Annotated in this window: 23 protein-coding genes; 11 read left to right on the top strand and 12 right to left on the bottom strand. The window is 57.5% G+C overall.

The window, feature by feature from the left end:
- Window positions 1–181: 181 nt before the first annotated feature.
- The 5 genes from ACSFE6_RS03495 to colR form a co-directional block, all read right to left on the bottom strand.
- Window positions 182–406 carry a hypothetical protein gene (locus tag ACSFE6_RS03495; protein WP_435426285.1) on the bottom strand — a complete coding sequence of 75 codons (225 nt, stop codon included), beginning with the start codon at window positions 404–406 and terminating at the stop codon, window positions 182–184.
- 2 nt (window positions 407–408) lie between these two features.
- On the bottom strand, window positions 409–1122 hold the full coding sequence (locus ACSFE6_RS03490; protein ID WP_435426284.1) for a lipopolysaccharide kinase InaA family protein: 714 nt from the start codon (window positions 1120–1122) through the stop codon (window positions 409–411).
- A 4-nt stretch (window positions 1123–1126) separates the two neighbouring features.
- The gene (locus ACSFE6_RS03485) at window positions 1127–1795 is read right to left on the bottom strand and encodes a class I SAM-dependent methyltransferase (protein WP_435426305.1); all 669 of its coding nucleotides are present in this window, start codon (window positions 1793–1795) and stop codon (window positions 1127–1129) included.
- A gap of 157 nt (window positions 1796–1952) precedes the next feature.
- A complete protein-coding gene (locus ACSFE6_RS03480) occupies window positions 1953–3236 on the bottom strand; it encodes a sensor histidine kinase (protein WP_435426283.1) in 1284 nt (427 codons plus the stop codon).
- The gene (gene colR / locus ACSFE6_RS03475) at window positions 3226–3909 is read right to left on the bottom strand and encodes a two-component system response regulator ColR (RefSeq protein ID WP_435426282.1); all 684 of its coding nucleotides are present in this window, start codon (window positions 3907–3909) and stop codon (window positions 3226–3228) included. The genes ACSFE6_RS03480 and colR overlap by 11 nt, the downstream gene beginning before the upstream one ends.
- Before the next feature lie 219 nt (window positions 3910–4128).
- Here colR and ACSFE6_RS03470 point away from each other — a divergent pair, with 219 nt between their 5' ends.
- The gene (locus ACSFE6_RS03470; protein ID WP_435426281.1) at window positions 4129–4872 is read left to right on the top strand and encodes a phosphatase PAP2 family protein; all 744 of its coding nucleotides are present in this window, start codon (window positions 4129–4131) and stop codon (window positions 4870–4872) included.
- A gap of 190 nt (window positions 4873–5062) precedes the next feature.
- Here ACSFE6_RS03470 and groL read toward each other — a convergent pair whose 3' ends face one another.
- From groL to ACSFE6_RS03450, 4 genes are all read right to left on the bottom strand, one after another.
- Window positions 5063–6709, bottom strand: a complete 1647-nt coding sequence (gene groL / locus ACSFE6_RS03465; RefSeq protein WP_435426280.1) for a chaperonin GroEL — start codon at window positions 6707–6709, stop codon at window positions 5063–5065.
- A gap of 49 nt (window positions 6710–6758) precedes the next feature.
- The gene (locus ACSFE6_RS03460; protein ID WP_427577009.1) at window positions 6759–7052 is read right to left on the bottom strand and encodes a co-chaperone GroES; all 294 of its coding nucleotides are present in this window, start codon (window positions 7050–7052) and stop codon (window positions 6759–6761) included.
- A gap of 249 nt (window positions 7053–7301) precedes the next feature.
- Window positions 7302–7778: an FxsA family protein gene (locus ACSFE6_RS03455; protein WP_435426279.1), complete on the bottom strand. Its 477-nt coding sequence runs from the start codon at window positions 7776–7778 to the stop codon at window positions 7302–7304.
- 66 nt (window positions 7779–7844) lie between these two features.
- Window positions 7845–8576, bottom strand: coding sequence for a HugZ family protein (locus ACSFE6_RS03450; protein ID WP_435426278.1), 732 nt, complete (start codon window positions 8574–8576; stop codon window positions 7845–7847).
- Between the two features lie 164 nt (window positions 8577–8740).
- Between ACSFE6_RS03450 and ACSFE6_RS03445 the strand changes: the two genes are divergently transcribed.
- Window positions 8741–9499, top strand: a complete 759-nt coding sequence (locus ACSFE6_RS03445; RefSeq protein WP_435426277.1) for an SDR family oxidoreductase — start codon at window positions 8741–8743, stop codon at window positions 9497–9499.
- A gap of 127 nt (window positions 9500–9626) precedes the next feature.
- Here ACSFE6_RS03445 and apbC read toward each other — a convergent pair whose 3' ends face one another.
- The gene (apbC, locus tag ACSFE6_RS03440) at window positions 9627–10721 is read right to left on the bottom strand and encodes an iron-sulfur cluster carrier protein ApbC (protein ID WP_435426276.1); all 1095 of its coding nucleotides are present in this window, start codon (window positions 10719–10721) and stop codon (window positions 9627–9629) included.
- Between the two features lie 266 nt (window positions 10722–10987).
- Here apbC and metG point away from each other — a divergent pair, with 266 nt between their 5' ends.
- From metG to ACSFE6_RS03400, 8 genes are all read left to right on the top strand, one after another.
- Window positions 10988–13039, top strand: a complete 2052-nt coding sequence (metG, locus tag ACSFE6_RS03435) for a methionine--tRNA ligase (protein ID WP_435426275.1) — start codon at window positions 10988–10990, stop codon at window positions 13037–13039.
- A gap of 205 nt (window positions 13040–13244) precedes the next feature.
- Window positions 13245–13814: an electron transport complex protein RnfA gene (locus ACSFE6_RS03430; RefSeq protein WP_435426274.1), complete on the top strand. Its 570-nt coding sequence runs from the start codon at window positions 13245–13247 to the stop codon at window positions 13812–13814.
- Window positions 13811–14818, top strand: a complete 1008-nt coding sequence (gene rsxB / locus ACSFE6_RS03425; protein WP_435426273.1) for an electron transport complex subunit RsxB — start codon at window positions 13811–13813, stop codon at window positions 14816–14818. Before ACSFE6_RS03430 ends, rsxB begins: the two co-directional genes overlap by 4 nt.
- Window positions 14805–15791, top strand: coding sequence for an RnfABCDGE type electron transport complex subunit D (locus ACSFE6_RS03420; protein ID WP_435426272.1), 987 nt, complete (start codon window positions 14805–14807; stop codon window positions 15789–15791). Before rsxB ends, ACSFE6_RS03420 begins: the two co-directional genes overlap by 14 nt.
- Window positions 15788–16399: an RnfABCDGE type electron transport complex subunit G gene (locus ACSFE6_RS03415; protein ID WP_435426271.1), complete on the top strand. Its 612-nt coding sequence runs from the start codon at window positions 15788–15790 to the stop codon at window positions 16397–16399. Before ACSFE6_RS03420 ends, ACSFE6_RS03415 begins: the two co-directional genes overlap by 4 nt.
- Window positions 16392–16979 (top strand): Rnf-Nqr domain containing protein, encoded by a 588-nt coding sequence (locus tag ACSFE6_RS03410; protein WP_435426270.1) that lies wholly within the window; start codon window positions 16392–16394, stop codon window positions 16977–16979. The genes ACSFE6_RS03415 and ACSFE6_RS03410 overlap by 8 nt, the downstream gene beginning before the upstream one ends.
- Before the next feature lie 25 nt (window positions 16980–17004).
- Complete coding sequence (gene nth, locus ACSFE6_RS03405) at window positions 17005–17643, top strand: endonuclease III (RefSeq protein WP_095193084.1); 639 nt, start codon at window positions 17005–17007, stop codon at window positions 17641–17643.
- Window positions 17644–17749: 106 nt separating this feature from the next.
- Window positions 17750–17929, top strand: coding sequence for a PA3496 family putative envelope integrity protein (locus tag ACSFE6_RS03400; protein WP_435426269.1), 180 nt, complete (start codon window positions 17750–17752; stop codon window positions 17927–17929).
- 90 nt (window positions 17930–18019) lie between these two features.
- On the opposite strand, the gene ACSFE6_RS03395 is transcribed toward ACSFE6_RS03400, so the two are convergent.
- The gene (locus ACSFE6_RS03395) at window positions 18020–18646 is read right to left on the bottom strand and encodes a response regulator (RefSeq protein WP_435426268.1); all 627 of its coding nucleotides are present in this window, start codon (window positions 18644–18646) and stop codon (window positions 18020–18022) included.
- A 484-nt stretch (window positions 18647–19130) separates the two neighbouring features.
- On the opposite strand from ACSFE6_RS03395, the gene ACSFE6_RS03390 reads away from it, so the two are divergent.
- Window positions 19131–19781 (top strand): hypothetical protein, encoded by a 651-nt coding sequence (locus tag ACSFE6_RS03390; RefSeq protein ID WP_435426267.1) that lies wholly within the window; start codon window positions 19131–19133, stop codon window positions 19779–19781.
- A gap of 145 nt (window positions 19782–19926) precedes the next feature.
- Here the strand turns inward: ACSFE6_RS03390 and ACSFE6_RS03385 are convergent, their stop codons facing one another.
- The gene (locus ACSFE6_RS03385) at window positions 19927–21144 is read right to left on the bottom strand and encodes an argininosuccinate synthase (RefSeq protein ID WP_110964710.1); all 1218 of its coding nucleotides are present in this window, start codon (window positions 21142–21144) and stop codon (window positions 19927–19929) included.
- Window positions 21145–21155: the final 11 nt, after the last annotated feature.

The following is a 21155-nucleotide window of genomic DNA, read 5'->3' as shown; positions in this document are numbered from 1 at the left end:
TCGTAAAACCGGTGCACTCGGTGTAACTGATACACCGCTGTTGCAGGTTTTGGGTTGGCTTTGCCACCCAACGGGGATAAATCCCCTCGCCACAAAGGCTCCCACAATGGATCTCGAACGATTCGAACTCAACAAAAAAGGCCTCGCATCAGCGAGGCCTTTTATTTGGGCTTCAATCTTTTCAACTTTGCGGCCTCAATCCTTGAGAGAGTCCGAAGATGAACAGCAATAAATCATGATCGGGCTGAGTGGCCACGGATGATTTGGCAACCCGTGGCAGTGGGCAATGCTCACCACTCCCTAAACCAAGAACCTGCGTGCGCGGCTGCTCCCAGGCAGCCACCGCAAGTGAAGCAACTGCCAAGGCTCCTACCAAAAACAAACCTCGCGCAACTTCGAGTTTCATTGCTATAAACCTTTGATAGCGCTGCCAAACGCCGTCTTATAAAAGTAGACGAGTTTTTCCCAATCCGTCGGGGTGAATGACGAGTGGCGACGCAACTGCTTCATGTCATGGAGTGCCGCCTGCCGAGCGCTCAAACGCTGCCGGCATTTTTCCAGATCGATCAGGGCGACCTCGACCTTTGCAGCCTCGCCATCCCCGGTTACGCGTACAAATACATGCTTGATATAGAGGCAACTGTGCTGCCAACGGCCCTTGTGCATGCGGGCCAGGTTCTCGGCCAATGCTTTTAATACTCTGTCGTGAACTGCTTCGCCGTGACGCTCACGCGCGCCAGCGGCGTACCAGTGTTCGAGTTCCAGGAAGCCGTCCAGTGATTTGGTGACCAGCAATGCGCGCCACTTGTGCACCGGATCGCGCTGCGCACCGCAAAAAACGATTTCCGGGACACTGACACCCAGCAGACCAACACCGATCAGTGCATCACGCTCGCGCAATACCGTCGGCCGACCGAACGGGTGCAACAGGCTACGGTAAGTATGTCCGGTCTGGCGCTTGGCGTAGAGCAGTTGGCCATCACTGCCCATGACACGCTCCACGCCACTTTCTCCCCCGCGACGAACATTGGGCGCTTCCACCCATTCGCCCCGCTGATTCCAGAAAAAGTCGAAGCGATCCTGGGAAACAACGTCCGATCCTGCTGCACACTGCACTGCCATCCTGTTACCTCTTGCGTAATACGTAAACTCGCCACATGGCATAGAGCGGTAAAAAGTCCAGACGTTCCTGAATTCGGAAACCCGCTTCCTCAAATTCCTGTTCTACCGTAGCAGCCGGTAACACAAATCGATTTTGGTAACCGACTTGCCCACGCGTTTTTTCAAGGCGTTTGCGCTTCCAGGCCTTGAAATTGCCATCCACCCACAGTGAGAGGATCACACTGTCACGGGTGACGCGCTCGAATTCACGCAAAATGACCCGTCGATGCTCGGCTTCACCGATGTGGTGGAGCAACCGCATGCAGAAAATGCTGTCGACGGCGTTATCAGGCAAGGCGATGTCGAATGCAGAAGTCTGCAAGGGTTGTACCCGTTTCACCACATCGGCCGGTTGCGCGTGCGTGGCGATCTTCAGCATCGACTCGGAGTTGTCGGCGCCGATGATCACCCGGTTGGGTTTTTCCGCCAGCAACGGCCAGAAACGTCCCGCGCCGCATGGCAGATCGAGCACCAGGCCCGGCTCACCGACCAGCGTCAGCGCCTTGCGCGCCAGTTGCTCGTCACGCCAATGGGACAATTTACGACTGACGCCATCCTGATGTTTGAGCAGGTACTGTTGCGCGTGTTGATCGTCGTATTTCTCGGAAAAATCAAGTTTGATCGGGCCGGCCATCATCAAGGTCTCCTGTACTTCTGATGACGACCACCTTAGGCAGCGTCTTGTCAGTGTCAGGTCATGCATTTGTGAAAAATTTGTCATGTAAAACCCTCAATCGTTTCGAGGTTTTACACAGCAGTACTACCCACCAGCATAGCCCTTGTTTCGCCGATCAATCCGCTTTGGACGTATACAGCTCCACTTGAAAACGACAGCCATTGGGCTCCATGTTGGTCAGGCTGACACTCCACCCCTGGTTCTCACAGATCCGTTGTACCAACGACAGCCCCAAGCCCAGGCCCTCCCCGCGTTTCTCGTTGCCTCGCACGAAGGGCTCGAACATCGCTTCACGCTTCTCTTCGGGAATACCCACACCACTGTCCTCGACCACGAAACCACTGGCCGACAGCGTCAGGCGAATGAAGCCTTGCTCGGTGTAGTGCAACGCATTACGCAGCAGGTTACCCATGACCGCATGCAGCAATGTGGCGTTGAAACGCGTGTCCTGTGGCTTGCCTGGCTCGAAAATCAGCACCAGCCCTTTGGCCTGGATCGGAGCGCGCCACAGACTGATCAACCCGTCAGCCACTTCACCCAGCGTTTGCTGTGGTGACATGCTGGCGTCTTCGCGCTGGGCACGAGCGAGCATCAGAAAGGTTTGCACCAGTTCGCGCATTTCTGAACTGGCGCGGGCGATCCGCTCGACCTGAGCGCGACCGCGCCGATCAATTGCAGGGTTTTCCAGCAGCAACTCACAGGAACTGGCCAGCACCATCAACGGTGTGCGCAACTCATGGCTCACGTCACTGGTAAACATGCGCTCCCGGGTCAATGCCTGGCGCAGGCGCCCGAGGGTTGCGTCGAAGGCGACCGCCAGCTCGCCCACCTCATCGGCGGCGTAATCCGGTGCCAGCGGTGGCGCCAAACCCAGCAACTGATCACGATGACGCACCTGACGGGCCAGCCGTACAACCGGCGCCATGACCTTTCGGGCCAGAACCCATCCGAGGAATACCGCCAGCGCCAGACTGAGCACAAAGCCCACCAGCACTACGGCGAACAGGACCCGCTCGCGCTCTTCGAAGTCGCTTTGGTCCTGAAGCAGCACATAGCGCCGTCCGTCTACGACTTCGACCATGGCGTGGTATGACAGCTGCTCACGGAACACCTCGTGAAACCCCGGATCCAGGTGCCGCAGATCCTTGGGCAGCTCGAAATCGCCCGGTCCACCGCTGAAGTAGAACAACTGGTCCGGCTCAGGGCGATGACTCCAGTCAGAGACGCTATCCATCAGCAACAGACGTTGAAGGTCTCCGCCCAGGCCCGCTGAAATCAGTTTTTCCTCCACCAGGTGCACAGTCGCCACGATGCCCATTGCAAAGGCGCCCGCCACCAGTGCGCTCATCAGTGCAAAGGCAATGATGATCCGTTGAGAAAGGCTCTGTTTAAACTCCATCACGCCCCTCGGCCAAGCGGTAACCCACACCGTGTACGGTGTGCAGCAACGGTTTGGCGAACGGCTTGTCGATCACCTGGCGTAACTGATGGACATGGCTGCGCAGACTATCGCTGTCCGGGCAATCATCGCCCCACAACGCCTCTTCGAGAATTTCGCGGCGCAATACGTGAGGACTTTTCTGCATCAGCACCGCCAGCAACTTCAGGCCGACCGGGTTGAGTTTGAGCATCCGGCCTTCGCGGGTGACCTCCAGCGTGTCCAGGTCATAACTGAGATCGCCGACTTGCAAGGTACGGCGCCCGCCACCCTGGGTGCGGCGCATGACCGCTTCGACTCGCGCAGCCAGCTCTGACAGGGCAAAAGGTTTGATCAGGTAATCGTCGGCACCGGACTTAAAGCCTTGCAGCCGGTCATCCAGCTGATCGCGGGCAGTGAGCATGATCACCGGCGTGTCACGGCGGGCATCTTCGCGCAGGCGTTTGCACAGGGTGTAACCGTCGATGCCGGGCAACATGATGTCGAGCACGATCAGATCGTAATGCTCGGTAGCCGCCAGGTGCAAACCCGACAAGCCGTCCTGCGCACAATCCACGGTGTAGCCTTTGAGCCCCAGGTAGTCGGCCAGATTGGCCAGGATATCGCGGTTGTCTTCAACCAATAAAATTCGCATGGGCATCTTCTCCGTACACAGAAACGGCCGTCTTGGCCCGCGCAGCTTAAGGCCAAGTGTGGCTCACGGCTAGGCATTGTGTGCAGTTGCCTATCCAGTGAAAAAACGGTTCAGTACTTCACGATTTTTTCACTATCGGTTCACAGGCTGGCGACAGGCGCGAGCTCAAACTCCGCGCGGTTGCGCTCTTCAGTCACTTCACCGCCCCAGGAACTGCCAATGGTTTCGACCTCCGTCCTCCCCGCCTCCCGCCCACTCAATCCTTGGCTGTGCCTGGGTGTGCCCGCCGTTACGGCAATCATGTTGGTCCTGCTCGAACTGACTTCGCTGGACATGGACCTGGCCAAGCTGTTCTACGACCCGGCCGCAGGGGGCTTTATCGGGCGGCACAGTTACTTCCTCGAAACCATCCTGCATGACCGTGCCAAGCAAGTGGTCATTGCCTTCTCGGTGTTGGCCATCCTCGGTTTTATCGGCTCGTTCTTCATGGCCCGGCTCAAGCCATTCAAACGGGAGTTGGGTTGCCTCGTGCTATCGCTGGGCCTGGCGACGTCCTTTGTCACCCCCATGAAAGCGGTGACGGCGGTACAGTGCCCGTGGAGCCTCGAACAGTTCGGCGGACACGAAACCTACAGTGAATTGCTCAGCCCGCGCCCGCAAACCGATAAACCGGGCCGCTGCTGGCCCGGCGGTCATGCGGCGACCGGTTTCACCCTGTTTGCGCTGTTTTTCGTCTTGCGCGACCGTCGCCCACGACTGGCCCGCGCGGCGTTCGTCTTCGCCTTCGCTCTGGGTTCGGTGTTTTCCATCGGCAGGATGATGCAGGGCGCGCACTTTTTTTCACACAACGTGTGGACGGCGGTGTTCTGCTGGTTAATTTGCCTGGGGGCGTATTACTGGATTTTGTATCGGCCCGCATCGAAATCCGAGCAGGCAACTGAGGCAGAACCTGTCAGTGCCTGAAATGTGATCCATGTGGGAGCAAGCCTGCTCGCGAAGGTGGAGTGTCATCCAACGCCGTTGTTGAATGTAAAACCGCTTTCGCGAGCAGGCTCGCTCCCACACCGGTCCGATGTGAACATCAGAAATCCGGGCAATAAAAAACCCCGCCTGCTTTCGCAGACGGGGTTTTTCGCATCGGGGTAAGGCTGGCTTACATCATGCCGCCCATGCCGCCCATACCGCCCATGTCTGGCATGCCGCCGCCAGCTGGAGCGTCTTTCTTCGGTGCATCAGCTACAGCGGCTTCGGTGGTCAGGATCAGACCGCCGATCGAGGCTGCGGCTTGCAGAGCCGAACGGGTAACCTTGGTTGGGTCCAGGATTCCCATTTCGATCATGTCGCCGTATTCGCCAGTCGCAGCGTTGAAGCCGAAGCTGCCTTTGCCGTTCTTGACCTTGTCGACCACTACGCTTGGCTCGTCGCCGGAGTTGGCAACGATCTGACGCAGTGGCGCTTCAACAGCGCGACGCAGAACAGCGATACCCACGTTCTGATCGGCGTTGTCGCCTTTCAGTTCGGTCAGTGCTTCCAGAGCACGGATCAGGGCCACGCCACCGCCAGGCACCACGCCTTCTTCAACGGCTGCACGGGTAGCGTGCAGGGCGTCTTCAACGCGGGCTTTCTTCTCTTTCATTTCAACTTCGGAGCCAGCGCCAACCTTGATCACTGCAACGCCGCCGGACAGCTTGGCCAGACGCTCTTGCAGTTTTTCACGGTCGTAGTCCGAGGAAGTTTCGGCAACCTGGGCACGGATCTGAGCAACACGGGCTTCGATGTCGGTATGAACGCCAGCACCATCAACGATAGTGGTGTTTTCCTTGGACAGGGTCACGCGCTTGGCGTTGCCCAGGTGCTCCAGGGTGGTGCTTTCCAGGCTCAGGCCGATCTCTTCGGAGATCACGGTACCGCCGGTCAGAACGGCGATGTCCTGCAGCATGGCCTTGCGACGGTCGCCGAAGCCTGGAGCCTTGACGGCTGCGACTTTGACGATGCCACGCATGTTGTTCACAACCAGAGTCGCCAGGGCTTCGCCTTCAACGTCTTCGGCCACGATCAGCAGTGGACGGCCGGCTTTGGCAACGGCTTCCAGTACTGGCAGCATTTCGCGGATGTTCGAGATCTTTTTGTCGACCAGCAGGATCAGCGGGCCATCGAGCTCGGCAACCATGGTGTCCGGCTTGTTGACGAAGTATGGGGACAGGTAGCCACGGTCGAACTGCATGCCTTCTACAACCGACAGTTCGTTTTCCAGGCCCGAGCCTTCTTCAACGGTGATCACGCCTTCTTTACCGACTTTGTCCATGGCTTCGGCAATGATGTCGCCGATGGAGTTGTCGGAGTTGGCGGAGATGGTGCCTACCTGAGCGATGGCCTTGGTGTCAGCGCATGGCTTGGACAGAGCTTTCAGTTCTTTGACGATCGCGATGGTCGCTTTGTCGATACCGCGCTTCAGGTCCATCGGGTTCATGCCGGCAGCGACGGCTTTCAGGCCTTCGTTGACGATCGACTGAGCCAGAACGGTAGCGGTGGTGGTGCCGTCGCCCGCATCATCGTTGGCACGGGAGGCAACGTCTTTAACCAGCTGCGCGCCCATGTTCTCGAAACGGTCTTCCAGTTCGATCTCTTTGGCTACGGAAACGCCGTCCTTGGTGATGGTCGGAGCGCCGAAGCTCTTCTCGAGGATCACGTTACGGCCTTTCGGGCCCAGGGTCGCTTTTACCGCGTCAGCCAGGACGTTGACGCCAACGAGCATTTTCTTGCGGGCGGAATCGCCGAATTTAACTTCTTTAGCAGCCATGATCGATATTCCTTAAATACTTTGTAGTAACGGGAAAATGAGCGGGGAATCAGCCTTCGATAACAGCGAGGATTTCGTTCTCGCTCATTACCAGCAGGTCTTCGCCGTCGACTTTCACAGTGTTGCTGCCGGAGTAAGGACCGAACACAACCTTGTCGCCCACCTTGACGGACAGTGCACGCACTTCACCGTTTTCCAGCACGCGGCCAGTGCCGACAGCCAGAACTTCACCGTGGTTGGCTTTTTCAGCAGCCGAACCTGGCAGGACGATACCGCCAGCGGTTTTCTTTTCTTCTTCGCTGCGACGGATGACGACGCGGTCATGCAGAGGACGAAGCTTCATTGTCGATCTCTCCTAATTGTGGTTTTCATCGGCCGGTGTAGTCCCGGCGGGTTTAACAAAGTCCGGCGGCGCCGGGTGCGGTTCGTCAAGCGAACCGCGGAAGTCTGTCTGGCGTAATCGCCAGAAACCTTGCGGTGACCGTTACATAAGGGCGCATAAGCTTATTACAAGGGTGGGTATCGAAAATTTTTCATGTCGATGCCCCGCAAACGATCACGGCACCCGAAGGTGCCGTGTCGATGCGAGAAGTTACTTGCTGTCGCGGTGTTCGAATTCGCCTTCGATCACGTCGGGCTCGCGGCCCAGTGGCTCGCGTGGCGAAGGGCCGCCTCGGGGCTGAAGGTCATCGGCGAATGCACGTTGGCGAATCGCCTGTTCCTCGGCGCGCTGGCGCATTTTATTGGCCAGCAGACGACGGCTGATCGGCAGCAGCATGATCAGGCCGACCACGTCGCTGATAAAGCCCGGAAGGATCAACAAGCCACCGGCCAGCGCCAGCATCAGGCCTTCGAGCATGGTCTGGGCGGGCAGTTCGCCGCGGTTCAGGCTTTCACGGGCGCGCAGTGCGGTCGCCAGGCCGGCGACCCGCAGCACAAACACACCGAACATCGAGCCAAGAATGATCAGCAACAGGGCCGGGAAAAACCCGATAGCCCCTGCCACTTTGACGAATACGAACAGCTCCAACACCGGGAACAGCAGAAAGAGCAACAAAAAAGGGCGCATCAAATGGTTCCTCAACGCAAGAAAGCCTTGCCAGTTCACCTTAGATGACGTCGCCGTTTCGTGAATTCAAGCGTCGGCCACTTCATTTTTCGGCCAATGTTCGGCGTGAGCCAGGAAAACCAAGGCTTCGCGGACTTGTGTCGGCGTATTACAGGAGGTTTGGAAAGGCAACCAATAGACGCCCTGGCCGATGCGCAGGTGCATACCTTCAGTATCAATACCGACCATTTGCGCCGGTGCGGTTTTCGGCAGCCCCGCCAGATCGACGTAGTGCGCAATGGCCTTGGCGTGATCGGCGTTCATGTGCTCGACCATGCTCACTTCGGCCTTGCCCGCGAAGGGGTTGGCCAGGATCAGGTCGTTAACCCAGTGGATAGCCCCGAAACCGCCGATGTAACGGTGACGCACCGGCTGCAGCACCCAGAAATCGAAATCATGGGCTTTGTGATAATTGCGCGAATCGGGGAAGTAACGGTAGTAGCGCTCCGCAGCGGCTTCTATAGCGGCCTCGTCCTCGATTCGCTGGGCCTCGGCCAGGTAGGTCAGGCGCCCGACGGCCTGCACGTCTTCAGCTTCGCGCTCGCCCACCAGCAGCGAACATTTCGGGTCCTTTTGCAGGTTGTGGGTGTGCTGGGCTATGCGGCTGATCAGGATCAGCGGCCGGCCCTCCCCGTCCAGGCAATAAGGAACCACGGAGCCGAACGGAAAACCGGGCATGGCCTTGGAGAGCGTCGACAGGACTCCGCGGTATTCCTTGAGCAGCAATTCTCGTGCATGCTTGGCAACTTCAATGCTCAATTTATGACTCCTTATATAGAATCCGTCAGAAAAACGGACGGGCGACTGATGAAAGTTCCAGTACGCCATCGGGGCAGTTCTCGTGTGCAGCCAGGCCACGTCAGGCGCAGGTCGAGAGGCTCTCTAGAAGAAAAACAACTCAGATCCGACACCGGGGCACGCGAATGCAACTCACTGACAAAGTAATCATTATCACCGGCGGTTGCCAGGGTTTGGGGCGATCCATGGCCGAGTATTTCGCCGCCAAAGGCGCGAAACTGGCGCTGGTCGACCTCAATCAGGAAAAACTCGACGACGCCGTGGCCGCCTGCAAGGCCCAAGGCGTTGAAGCCCGCGCCTACCTGTGCAACGTGGCCAACGAAGAGCAAGTGACCCACATGGTCACCCAGGTCGCGCAAGACTTCGGTGCGATCCATGGCTTGATCAACAACGCCGGCATCCTGCGCGACGGTCTGCTGCTTAAGGTCAAGGATGGCGAGATGACCAAGATGAGCCTGGCCCAGTGGCAAGCGGTCATCGACGTCAATCTGACTGGCGTGTTCCTGTGCACCCGCGAAGTCGCGGCGAAAATGGTCGAGCTGAACAACAGCGGAGCGATCATCAATATCTCGTCGATTTCCCGTGCCGGCAACGTCGGTCAGACCAACTACTCCGCCGCCAAGGCCGGTGTCGCCGCCGCGACCGTGACCTGGGCCAAGGAGCTGGCGCGCTACGGCATCCGCGTGGCGGGCATTGCACCGGGTTTCATCGAAACCGAAATGACCCTGGGCATGAAGCCCGAAGCACTGGAGAAAATGACGTCCGGTATCCCGCTCAAGCGCATGGGTAAGCCGGAAGAGATCGCCCATTCGGCGGCGTACATTTTCGAGAACGACTACTACACCGGCCGGATTCTTGAGATGGATGGCGGTTTGCGCATCTAAAGACTGCACAAAACCTATGTGGGAGCGAGCCTGCTCGCGAATGCGGTATGCCAGTCAACTAACTTGTTGAATGTTAAACCGCTTTCGCGAGCAGGCTCGCTCCCACAGGGAACAGCTTTTCAGATCATCAATCGTCGCTGATGGTGATGTTCGGCATCGCCGGTGTCGCCGCTTCCTGCAGCACGATCCGCGCGCCGACATGACGCGCCAGCTCCTGGTAAACCATCGCGATCTGGCTGTCCGGCTCGGCGATCACCGTCGGCTTGCCACCATCGGCCTGCTCGCGGATGACCATCGACAGCGGCAACGAAGCCAACAACTCGACCCCGTACTGGTTGGCCAGTTTCACGCCACCGCCCTCACCGAACAGATGCTCGGCATGTCCGCAATTGGAGCAGATGTGCACGGCCATGTTTTCCACCACGCCCAGCACCGGGATGTTGACTTTGCGGAACATCTCCACGCCCTTGCGCGCGTCGAGCAAGGCCAGGTCCTGTGGTGTGGTAACGATGACCGCACCCGCCACCGGGACTTTCTGCGCCAGGGTCAGTTGAATGTCACCGGTGCCTGGCGGCATGTCGATCACCAGGTAATCCAGGTCGCCCCATGCGGTCTGGGTCACCAGTTGCAACAGGGCGCCGGAAACCATCGGTCCGCGCCAGACCATCGGTGTGTTGTCGTCGGTCAGGAATGCCATCGACATCACTTCGACGCCATGGGACTTGAGCGGAACGAACCATTTCTGGTCCTTGACCTCAGGACGGGTGCGCTCCGGAATGCCGAACATGATGCCCTGGCTCGGACCATAGATATCCGCGTCCAGAATCCCGACCTTGGCGCCTTCTCGAGCCAGTGCCAACGCCAGGTTCGCGGCAGTGGTGGATTTGCCCACACCGCCCTTGCCCGAAGCCACGGCGACCACGTTCTTGACGTTGGCCAGGCCCGGAATCTGCGCCTGAGCCTTATGTGCGGCAATCACGCTGGCGACCTCGACGCGGGCCAACATCACGCCGTCCAGACCTTCGATTGCCATTTGCAGCAACTGCGCCCAACCGCTCTTGAACAGACCGGCGGCGTAGCCCAGTTCGAGCTGGACATTGACGCGGTCGCCCTGAATGTCGATGTTGCGCACACACCCGGCGCTGACTGGATCCTGGTTCAAATAAGGGTCGGTGTATTGGCGAAGGACGGCTTCCACCGCTGCGCGATTGACGGCGCTCATGGGCAACTCCGGTAACAAGACTGAGAAAACATGGCGGGTATCCTACGCTGCACGCTCTATTGTGGCGAGGGAGCTTGCTCCCGCTGGGTGGCGCAGCCGCCCCACTTTCCATTCGAAGATTTTGCGACTGCTGCGCAGCTGAGCGGGACGGTGCGACGTTTCGACAAGCTCCCTCACCACAAATCCGGCAACCCTCTCGCAGGGTGAAAAATATGCTCGGGCGCTTTATAGTGGCCGACCTCCGTTTCATCAAGTAGCCGAGTCCCATGTCCGAGCCACGCAAGATTCTCGTCACCAGCGCCCTGCCCTATGCCAATGGTTCGATTCACCTCGGCCATATGCTGGAATACATCCAGACCGATATGTGGGTGCGCTTCCAGAAACACCGCGGCAACCAATGCATTTATGTCTGCGCCGACGACGCCCACGGCTCGGCGATCATGCTGCGCGCGGAGAAGGAAGGCATCACCCCGGAACAACTGATCTCCAATGTCCAGGCTGAACACAGCGCCGACTTTGCCGACTTCCTGGTGGACTTTGATAATTTCCACTCCACTCACGCCGAAGAAAACCGTGAGCTGTCGAGCCAGATCTATCTGAAGCTGCGCGACGCCGGGCACATCGCCACGCGTTCGATCACGCAGTATTTCGACCCGGAAAAGAAAATGTTCCTGGCCGACCGTTTCATCAAGGGCACCTGCCCGAAATGCGGCACGGAAGACCAGTACGGCGACAACTGCGAAAAATGCGGCGCGACCTATGCTCCGACCGACCTGAAAGACCCGAAGTCGGCCATTTCCGGCGCGACGCCGGTGCTCAAGGACTCCCAGCACTTCTTCTTCAAGTTGCCTGACTTCCAGGCAATGCTTCAAACCTGGACCCGCAGCGGCACCCTGCAGGACGCCGTCGCCAACAAGATCGCCGAATGGCTGGATGCCGGCCTGCAACAGTGGGACATCTCCCGCGATGCGCCATACTTCGGCTTTGAAATTCCCGATGAGCCGGGCAAGTACTTCTACGTGTGGCTGGATGCGCCGATCGGCTACATGGCGAGCTTCAAGAACCTGTGCAACCGCACGCCGGAGCTGGACTTCGACGCGTTCTGGGGCAAGGACTCCACCGCCGAGCTGTACCACTTCATCGGCAAGGACATCGTCAATTTCCACGCCCTGTTCTGGCCAGCCATGCTCGAAGGCGCCGGCTACCGCAAGCCGACCGGCATCAACGTACACGGTTACCTGACCGTCAACGGCCAGAAAATGTCCAAGTCCCGTGGCACCTTCATCAAGGCCCGGACCTACCTGGACCACCTGTCGCCGGAATACCTGCGCTACTACTACGCGGCCAAGCTGGGCCGTGGCGTCGACGACCTGGACCTGAACCTCGAAGACTTCGTGCAGAAGGTCAATTCGGACCTGGTCGGCAAAGTCGTCAACATCGCCAGCCGTTGCGCTGGCTTCATCCACAAAGGCAACGCTGGTGTGATGGTCGACACCAACGCCGCGCCAGAACTGACTGAAGCGTTCCTGGCCGCCGCACCAGGCATCGCCGACGCCTATGAAGCCCGCGACTTCGCCCGCGCCATGCGCGAGATCATGGCCTTGGCCGACCGCGCCAATGCCTGGATCGCCGACAAGGCACCGTGGTCGTTGAACAAACAGGAAGGCAAACAGGATGAAGTCCAGGCGATCTGCGCCACCGGCGTCAACCTGTTCCGTCAACTGGTGATCTTCCTCAAGCCTGTGCTGCCGTTGCTGGCCGCCGATGCCGAGGCGTTCCTGAACGTCGCGCCATTGACCTGGAACGACCACGCTATCTGGCTCGCCAACCATCAGTTGAACGAATTCAAGCCGCTGATGACCCGGATCGACCCGGTCAAGGTGCAAGCCATGACCGACGCTTCGAAAGAAGACCTGACCGCCAGCCAGACCGATACTGGCGAAGCGGCACCCGCCGGCAACGGTGAACTGGCCAAGGATCCGCTGTCGCCGGAAATCGAGTTCGACACCTTCGCGGCAGTCGATTTGCGCGTCGCACTGATCGTCAAGGCCGAACACGTTGAAGGCGCCGATAAGCTGTTGCGCCTGACCCTGGACATCGGCGACGAGCAGCGCAACGTGTTCTCCGGGATCAAGAGCGCTTATCCGGACCCGTCCAAACTCAATGGTCGCCTGACCATGATGATCGCCAACCTCAAGCCCCGCAAAATGAAGTTCGGGATTTCCGAGGGCATGGTGATGGCAGCCGGCCCTGGCGGAGAAGAAATCTACCTGCTGAGCCCTGACAGCGGCGCCAAGCCTGGTCAGCGAATCAAGTAAGGTACAGCGGCAAACCGATCCCACAGTCGTGCCTGGCGCAGCTGTGGGATTTTCATGTCTGGCCCACCCGACACCCTTGCCGGATAATGCCTAAGCTTTCTAAACGGCTGCGTTAAAACCCCATTCTTGCCGTAATGCTTTTCACTGTAGGAGCGAGCATGCTCGCTCCTACAGAACAAGCCTTACCGCACCTGTCGGCGCGATCATGACCGAAGCATTTCTTACGCTTATCAGCACAGCCCTGATCAACAACCTCGTGTTGCACTGGCCGCTGGGTGTAGATCCGCTGTTGGGCAGCGAACGTCGGCAAGTCCATGCCTTGGGCATTGCGACAACTTGCCTGATGCTGATTGTGGGCCTGTTCGGTTACGCGCTTTATCATTGGCTGCTCATGCCGCTGGATTTGGCCTCCCTGCGCTTGTTCGTGTTGTTGCCTCTGAGCGTGCTGTTGATCGCCCCTCTGCTTAAAGGACTGTCACGGGTGTGTTCGACGCTGTCGTTTGAAGGGCTTTGGCCACTGTTGCTGGGCAATGCCGGCGTGCTTGGAGTCGCGCTTCTCAATATCCAGGATGACAAGGGATTTCTGGCCGCCATGGCCCTGAGCCTCGGAGCCGGGCTGGGTTTTTGGTTGGTGCTTAGCCTGTTCAATGATTTGCGCCAACGCACACTCGACAACGATGTTCCCCTGCCCTTTCGCGGCTTGCCGATCGATCTTATCGGCGCCGGTCTGATTGCAGTGGCTTTTCTCGGATTCAGCGGACTGATCAAAACATGAGTCTGATTCAACGCATCGACGCCCTCTTGCCGCAGACTCAATGCGGCAAGTGCGGTCATCCCGGATGCAAGCCCTACGCGGAAGGCATCGCCAACGGCGAGCCGATCAACAAATGCCCGCCGGGCGGCAACGAAACCATTCACGCCCTGGCCGAACTGCTGAACGTGCCAGTGCTGGAGCTGGATGTCAGCCGTGGTTCCGCTCCAGCGCAGATCGCCTACATCCGCGAAGCCGAGTGCATCGGTTGCACCAAATGCATCCAGGCCTGCCCGGTAGACGCCATTGTCGGTGCGGCGAAGCTGATGCACACGGTGATCATTGATGAATGCACCGGTTGCGACCTCTGCGTGGCACCTTGCCCTGTGGACTGCATCGAAATGCGCCCCCTGCCGCTGGCCACAGTGTTGCCGATCGTCGGAGGCCTGGCCTTCAGCCTTGAAGAGCAACGTGCCCGCGCGACCAAACGCAACCACGCAAGGTACCGCTTCGAGCAACGCAACGCCCGTCTGCAGCGTGAAGAACGACAAAAAGCTGCCGAACGCCAGGCCCGTGCACAACGTGCTGCCATGACCAACGAAGCGACACTCGATCCGGTGCAGGCCGCACTTGAACGCGTCCGCGCACAGAAAGCCGCCAATGCCGATGCGGCATTAAAAAAAGCCAAGATCGATCTGGCCATGAGTCGGGCGCAGTTGACCAAGTCACTTAAGGCCTTTGGCCATCCGCCGACCTTCGAACAGCAGTCGCAATTGATCGTTCTGCAACAACAGTTTGAAGCCGCCGAGCAGGTCCTGGCGCAGCTGGAAAGCGCTGCACCACCAGCGCCGCCTGCCGCCGCTCCAGCGAAGAATACCGAGCTGAATCGGGCGAAGATCCAGTTGGCCATGCGCCGCGCCGAACTCAAAAAAGCTCAGGCCGCCGAAGCGCCTGCCGAGCAGATCCAAGCCCTGGAGCGCGCCGTCAGCGAAGCCGAACGCCAGGTGGATGCCCATGCCACCGCTTGAGTCGGTCGATTTACGCCTGCAGCAGGCCATGAAACTGGTTCTACTGGCTACGTTGCCCGGGATGCTGATGTTGTTCTGGTTTTATGGCTGGGGAGTGTTGATCAACCTCACGCTGGCGGGGTTCAGTGCGCTGGCCGTTGAAGCGGCGGTGCTGCATTTGCGCAAGCGACCGCTCAAGCCGAGCTTGAGCGACGGCAGTGCACTTGTCAGTGCCACGCTACTGGCCCTGGCCTTACCGCCCTATTGCCCGTGGTGGCTGACAGTCAGTGCTGCCGCGCTTGCCATGGTGTTCGGCAAGCATTTGTATGGCGGTGTCGGCAGCAATCCGTTCAACCCGGCGATGCTCGGTTTCGCTCTGGTCATGGTGGCATTTCCACAACAGATGACCCACTGGCCGGCGTCACACGGCATGGATCTGTGGGGCGGTGTGCAACAGGTGTTCGGTTTTGGTCAGCCCCCGGATGGCTGGGTCCGGGCCACGGCACTGGACAGCCTGCGAATCAATAAAAGCCTGACCATGGATGAACTGTTCTCGACCAATCCAGCGTTCGGTCAATTTGGTGGTCACGGCGTCGAATGGGTGAATCTGGCCTTCCTCGCAGGTGGCCTGTTTCTGCTTCAGCGGCGGGTTTTCAGCTGGCATGCGCCAGTCGGCATGCTCGCCAGCCTGTTCATCATCAGCCTGATGTGCTGGAACGGTTCGGGCTCCGACTCCCATGGTTCACCGCTGTTTCATCTGCTCACCGGCGCCAGCATGCTAGGCGCATTTTTCATCGTCACGGAACCGGTGTCCGGCGCCAGAAGCCCTGGCGCGCGACTGCTGTTCGGCATCGGTGTCGGGCTGCTGACGTATCTGATCCGGACGTGGGGCGGTTATCCGGATGGTGTGGCCTTTGCCGTGCTGTTGATGAATCTCTGTGTACCGGCACTCGAACGGTTTGTTACTGCCCGACAGGAGCGAGTGACACCATGAGCCGAGCGTCGAGCGTTGCCATCCTCACTTTGCTGGCCGCCCTTGGGGTCGGCCTGACCTGGCTAGCGCAGAACAGCAGTGGACCATGGATTTTGGCTGAGCAACGCCTGATCGACAGTCGCAACTTGCTGGATGTGCTCCCGACCAACAGCTATGACAATCAGCCCCTGGAGCAACCACTCGCACTCGAAAATATAACGCTGGGCACCAGCACTCTGCTGGCGGGATACAGGGCCACAAAGGCCGGACAAGCTTATGCCGTCTTGTTGCGCAGCCAGGCCTTGGGATATGCAGGGGCCATCGACTTGCTGATCGCCATCGACACCAACGGCAAGCTGATTGGGGTCAAGACCCTCAAGCAAGCGGAAACACCGGGACTGGGTGCGCGAATAGCCGACTGGCCCAATGCCTGGCTTCAGCTGTTTTCCGGCAAATCCCGGACCGATCCGGAGGACAAAGGCTGGGCCTTGAAAAAGGATCAAGGACAATTCGACCAGATTGCGGGAGCGACCATTACGTCAAGGTCTGTGATCAACGCGACCCATGATGCGCTGCGCTACTTCGATGAACACCGGCAGCAACTGCTTGGGAGCGCTTCCCATGAGTAAATCACCCTTGTTGCAAAATGCCTTGATGCTCGCACCACTCATAGGCGCCACCGGTTCACTGGTCAATGCACTGGGCCTGTGGCTGATGTTTATCGTGGTGATTTGTGTTTTTGGCGTCGGGATGACGGCGGTTCGATCTCGCTTGCTCCCCACAACGCACTTGCTTGCAAGCGTACTGCTCGCCACCACCCTGGTCAGTTGCGCGGAGCTCGGCGCACAAGTCTGGTCACTGCAATGGCATCAACAGGTGGGCATCTATCCAGCCCTGATCGCCCTGCAATGCGTCGTCCTGAATCATGCCGGATTCTTCCAGAGTCCTCGAAGAGACCGACTGCGCCAGTGTGGTCTGTTTGGCGTATTGATGGTTGGCCTGGGCCTGCTGCGAGAACTCATTGGTAACGGGACACTTGGCAATCATCTAGCGTGGCTGGCTGTCGGGACGCAAACGGATTGGCAGGGCTGGGTGCTGACCGCCGATGGAGGCTTGCGCCTGGCTACACTGGCCCCTGGCGGGTTCATTCTACTGGGATTGCTGATCGCTGCATGGCAAGCCTGGCACCGCCAGACACCTTCTCACTGACAGTTTTCGAGGAAACGCCTTACCCATGAATGCCGCAAAACGTCTGGAAATTTTCCGCAGGCTGCACGAAGACAACCCGGAACCAAAGACCGAACTGGCCTATTCCTCACCGTTTGAATTGCTGATCGCCGTGATTCTTTCGGCGCAATCGACTGATGTCGGCGTCAACAAGGCCACGGCAAAACTGTTCCCGATTGCCAATACCCCTGCGGCGATCCATGCCTTGGGCGTCGAGGGATTGTCGGAGTACATCAAGACCATCGGCCTGTTCAACAGCAAAGCCAAAAACGTGATCGAGACCTGTCGCTTGCTGGTGGAGCGTCATGCAGGCGAAGTGCCACAGACCCGCGAAGAATTGGAAGCCTTGCCCGGCGTGGGCCGTAAAACCGCCAACGTGGTACTCAATACTGCATTCCGACAGCTGACGATGGCCGTGGACACCCATATTTTTCGGGTCAGCAATCGCACCGGCATTGCGCCTGGCAAGAATGTGGTCGAAGTCGAGAAAAAGCTGATGAAGTTCGTGCCCAAGGAATATCTGCTCGACTCTCATCACTGGCTGATCCTTCATGGACGCTATGTGTGCCTGGCCCGCAAGCCTCGCTGCGGCAGTTGCCGAATAGAAGATTTGTGCGAATACAAGCACAAGACCTCGGACGATTGAGCCTCTATTGGATTTATTGATTTATCGATTGAAAAAATCTTTTTTACCCGCCGGGAGATTGTCGATATAAGGAGCCCCAAAGGCAGTCTTAGCCTGGAGTAACTCAATGAGCACTGGCAAAGAGCAATTGGATGTAGAGGACGACTTCACCCCCCTTGAGGCCGATGATGCCGAACCTGTGGTTGAAGTAGCGAAAACCAACCTGAGCAAACGCCGTACAATCGATAATTTGCTGGAGGAGCGCCGGCTGCAAAAGCAATTGGCTGATTACGACTTTGACTTATGACATCTGAAAGCCTCCCGAAACGGAGGCTTTTTACTTTGTGCCCAAGCGCGATGGATGCCCGTTCATCGCATATTGTCACCCCTTGTAAAATCACACTAGCCCATTGCGTTGAGCCAGTTCGATCAGATCGACGAGGGAGCGCGCGTTCAGCTTCAGCAAAAGGCGCGTCTTGTAAGTACTGACGGTCTTGTTACTGAGAAACATCCCGTCGGCGATTTCCTTGTTGGTTTTGCCTCTGGCCAATTGTTGCAGGACCATCATTTCCCTCCCTGACAGACGATCCACCATATCCGCTTCACTGGCGTTCCCCAGGCTGGCACGCACGGTATGCAAAGCTTGATTGGGAAAATAGCTATAGCCGGACAAAACCGCCTTGATTGCACTGAGCAACTCGGTGAGATCCTGCTGCTTACAGACATACCCGGCAGCCCCCGACTGCATGCACCGCATAGAGAAATGCCCTGGCGATTGGGAAGTCAATATCAGCACTTTCATGGGCATTGCGGCTGATGTCAGTCGTGCAATAACTTCCAGTCCGTCCAGTTTCGGAATCCCGATATCCAGAATGACAATATCCGGCATATATTCGCGGGCAAGTTGCAATGCATCCACGCCATTATCTGTTTCTGCAACAACTTCGTAGCCATGACGCTCCATCAGCATTCGCACCGCGAGACGAATGACGGGGTGATCATCCACGATCAGCACTTTATTCATGGGCAGGTCCAATTTTCGCTGTTCGATTTTTTAGAGCCCGCACAATAGCCTAGTCGTTTCACCCGTGGCATGCTGCCCCCCCCAACGACCTGCACCGAGAGACATTCCCTACGAGAATCGCGGATTAATCCTACAAATCACCCTCGAACATAACGCTATGAAAACGGTATCCGCAGGGATGCAGTTCAGACTTCATGATTATTTTGTATCCTTCTTGAACTAAAAAACAAAGCTTAAAGTACGAGCAAAGTCGGATATACACTCCATCAAACGTAACCGACACCACCCATAAAACATTAACACCAGAAATATCACACACCGAGCGCACGCTAACTCTTACAGCAAAAAGAACACAAACCAACAATCATTAACAATACAAATATCCAAACGCAAAACGACAGGCACCACAAACAAAAAAAACACAACACCAACAACAAACATCACCCTTCAAACGAGCAAAGACAAAATACAATGAGAAATAAACATGATCAAACTCAAAAAAAGAATCGCCAACCCCATGACAATAATCGCCATATTCGCAACACTGTCTGAAACATCGGCAGCTGTCTCTCTTCCCTTTTTGGAAGATGAGGAGAGAGAAATTTATGTCTGGTTCCTGATCAGCTTTCCTTTTTATTTACTGTTCTTATTCTTCGCCACACTCAACTTTAACTACCGTTCGCTTTACTCGCCTTCTGACTTTGAAAAGGATGAGCATTTCCTGAAAGCCATGGACAATATTGACCCGCAGGGAAACAACGCCCCAGTGGATGAGCCACGACGTGCTTTCTCCCCCGGAAATGCCCAGGCCCCACCAGACGAAACCGGTTTGCAACACTCGCATTCGGATCAGCAGCACATTCAATTGCCCGAATTGATGAAAGACCTGTACATCGTTGATGCACGTCGGATAAAAAATAAATTGGAATTCAGCACTTTGCTGGAAAGGATACAAATCACCCGGGGACAACAAGTGATTCTGTTTCTCACGGGGACGAAATCGGACAATCGACTGAAGGAACGCGTACTCAAATATTCCAGACAGGCAAGAAAATGCGGTGTCGTCAATTTCTGCGTTGCTTACAATTTGAGTTCACGCGGGGTGACGGTCATCGATCAGAGCTGCCAACCATGAGGCAGGCCCTATCCGTGACTCGCAGAAGCAAAGGTATCAAGCAGGTCAGGCGTAAATTGCTGTTTTGCAGTATCAGAAATAACCTTTTTCTGATTTGTGGCCCCGTCAATGACGAGGCCACAAATCCATTACAGGCTCAAAGCACTCAGAACAGCTTGCGGCCTTTGTTCGCGGCAATGCGCATACGCAGGGCATTGAGCTTGATGAAGCCCGCTGCATCGGCCTGGTTGTAGGCGCCGCCATCTTCCTCGAAGGTCGCGATGTTGGCGTCGAACAGCGAATCATCCGACTTGCGGCCCGTCACGATCACGTTGCCCTTGTAAAGCTTCAAGCGTACGACACCGTTCACGTTGACCTGGGAAGCATCGATCATCTGTTGCAGCATCAGACGCTCCGGGCTCCACCAGTAGCCGGTGTAGATCAGGCTGGCGTACTTCGGCATCAGCTCATCCTTGAGGTGAGCGACTTCGCGGTCCAGTGTGATCGATTCGATCGCACGGTGAGCGCGCAGCATGATGGTGCCGCCAGGGGTTTCGTAGCAGCCACGGGACTTCATGCCCACATAACGGTTCTCGACGATGTCCAGACGACCGATACCGTGTTCGCCACCGATACGGTTCAGGGTCGCCAGCACGGTAGCCGGAGTCATTTCGACACCGTCCAGCGCCACGATGTCGCCGTTGCGGTAAGTCAGTTCCAGGTACTGCGGCTTGTCGGGAGCCTTCTCCGGGGAGACGGTCCAGCGCCACATGTCTTCTTCGTGCTCGGTCCAGGTGTCTTCCAGCACGCCGCCTTCATAGGAGATGTGCAGCAGGTTGGCATCCATCGAGTACGGGGATTTTTTCTTGCCGTGACGCTCGATCGGGATCGCATGCTTTTCAGCGTAATCCATCAGTTTCTCACGGGACAGCAGGTCCCATTCGCGCCACGGAGCGATCACCTTCACACCAGGTTTCAAGGCATAGGCGCCCAGTTCGAAACGAACCTGGTCGTTACCCTTGCCGGTAGCGCCGTGGGAAATGGCGTCAGCACCGGTTTCGTTCGCGATTTCGATCAGGCGCTTGGCGATCAACGGACGAGCGATGGACGTACCCAGCAGGTACTCGCCTTCGTAAACGGTGTTGGCGCGGAACATCGGGAACACGAAATCGCGCACGAACTCTTCGCGCAAGTCGTCGATGTAGATCTCTTTCACGCCCATGGCCTGAGCCTTGGCGCGTGCAGGTTCGACCTCTTCGCCCTGACCCAGGTCAGCGGTGAAGGTCACCACTTCACAGTTATAAGTATCCTGCAGCCACTTGAGGATCACCGAAGTGTCCAGGCCGCCGGAATACGCCAGAACGACCTTGTTTACGTCCGCCATGCCATCACTCC

This window comes from Pseudomonas baetica (assembly GCF_051216495.1).
In the GTDB taxonomy this organism is placed as follows: domain Bacteria; phylum Pseudomonadota; class Gammaproteobacteria; order Pseudomonadales; family Pseudomonadaceae; genus Aquipseudomonas; species Aquipseudomonas baetica_B.
Note: the sequence above shows the minus strand (reverse complement) of the source record. Positions and strands in the feature narration are given on the sequence as shown.